Source organism: Bartonella sp. AA16NXGY (genome assembly GCF_042197325.1).
Lineage (GTDB): Bacteria > Pseudomonadota > Alphaproteobacteria > Rhizobiales > Rhizobiaceae > Bartonella.
Genome location: NZ_JBHIRR010000057.1, coordinates 1 through 1,076, shown reverse-complemented (window position 1 = coordinate 1,076; position 1,076 = coordinate 1). Strand labels below are relative to the sequence as shown.

Annotated in this window: 1 protein-coding gene; it reads left to right on the top strand. The window is 43.0% G+C overall.

Going from position 1 to position 1,076, the window contains the following annotated elements:
• Nucleotides 1–60 precede the first annotated feature (60 nt).
• A partial coding sequence (locus tag ACFINK_RS09315) for a YrzE family protein (RefSeq protein ID WP_375638904.1) occupies nt 61–1,076 on the top strand: 1,016 nt, incomplete at its 3' end.

Here is a 1,076-nt window from a genome sequence, read left to right as displayed (position 1 = left end):
CTTTTGGAACATAATTAGCAAAAAGGCATTGTATCTCCAGCATATTCAAGGAGATAAAACATGGAAACTCGCATTCCTGAAAACACACCATTTGAGACGAATTTTCTAGGAGAAACGTCTCTAGAAGAAAAGTATTCACTCTTTCACACACCCATTTCATGGTCCGCAATCTTTGCGGGACTGGTGACGGCTCTTGCCACCTCAATCTGCCTCTCTTTTCTGGTCGCCGCTTTAGGCTTAAGCCAAATGGATTTCACTTCTTCAACCCCATTTGAAGGCTCTTTCCTCTCCTTTGGCGTGGGTTCTGTTATCGTTACACTGATTAGCCTAGCCTTGGGAGGCTTTGTAGCTGGACGTTTTGCTGAAACCTCAGGGATTCTTCATGGCTTTCTCACTTGGGCTCTCATAACATTGCTGATGACCCTCCAAGCCATCCACGTGGTTTCTAGTACAGCAAAGATAGGAGCTAAAACGGCTCTAGAAAACAGCTCCATGGTCCAACAAACCGTAGACAGCCTAAAAAACAATATTTCCCCTATACTTGCAAACTTAAACAGCGAAAGTCTTGAACAGTTTTTTGCAAAAAATAGTGACAATGATATCAATTTTGACCAACTTTCGAGTGAATTGCGCACCCTTCTCAATAAAAGCGACATTCCTGCTCTCAACCCTGATCGCTTGAAACAAACCTATCAAGCTGCACTCAATGATATTGGTTCTGCGATAACAGCTTTCAAAAATGATCCTTCTTACTATCGCACCACTTTAAAAAATCTTGGTGAGCGTCTGTCTGATCGTGTAGAAGATCTCACGACAAAATTTGATCGAAGTGATATCATCAACGCGCTCATAAAAGATGGCATGTCCCGTTCGGATGCACAAACAGCAGCCAACCATGCTGTTCAACTCTATCAAAGCGCAGAAGAAAAAACCGAAAAAGCCATCAAAGTCCTTGAAGAACGGGCAGAAACACTCTCAGACAATCTTGAGGATACGATCAAGGGAGCAAAAAACACTGCAACTAAAGCCACAAAAACAGCCTCCAATATGGGGTGGTGGGGCTTTTTAGGAAGTCT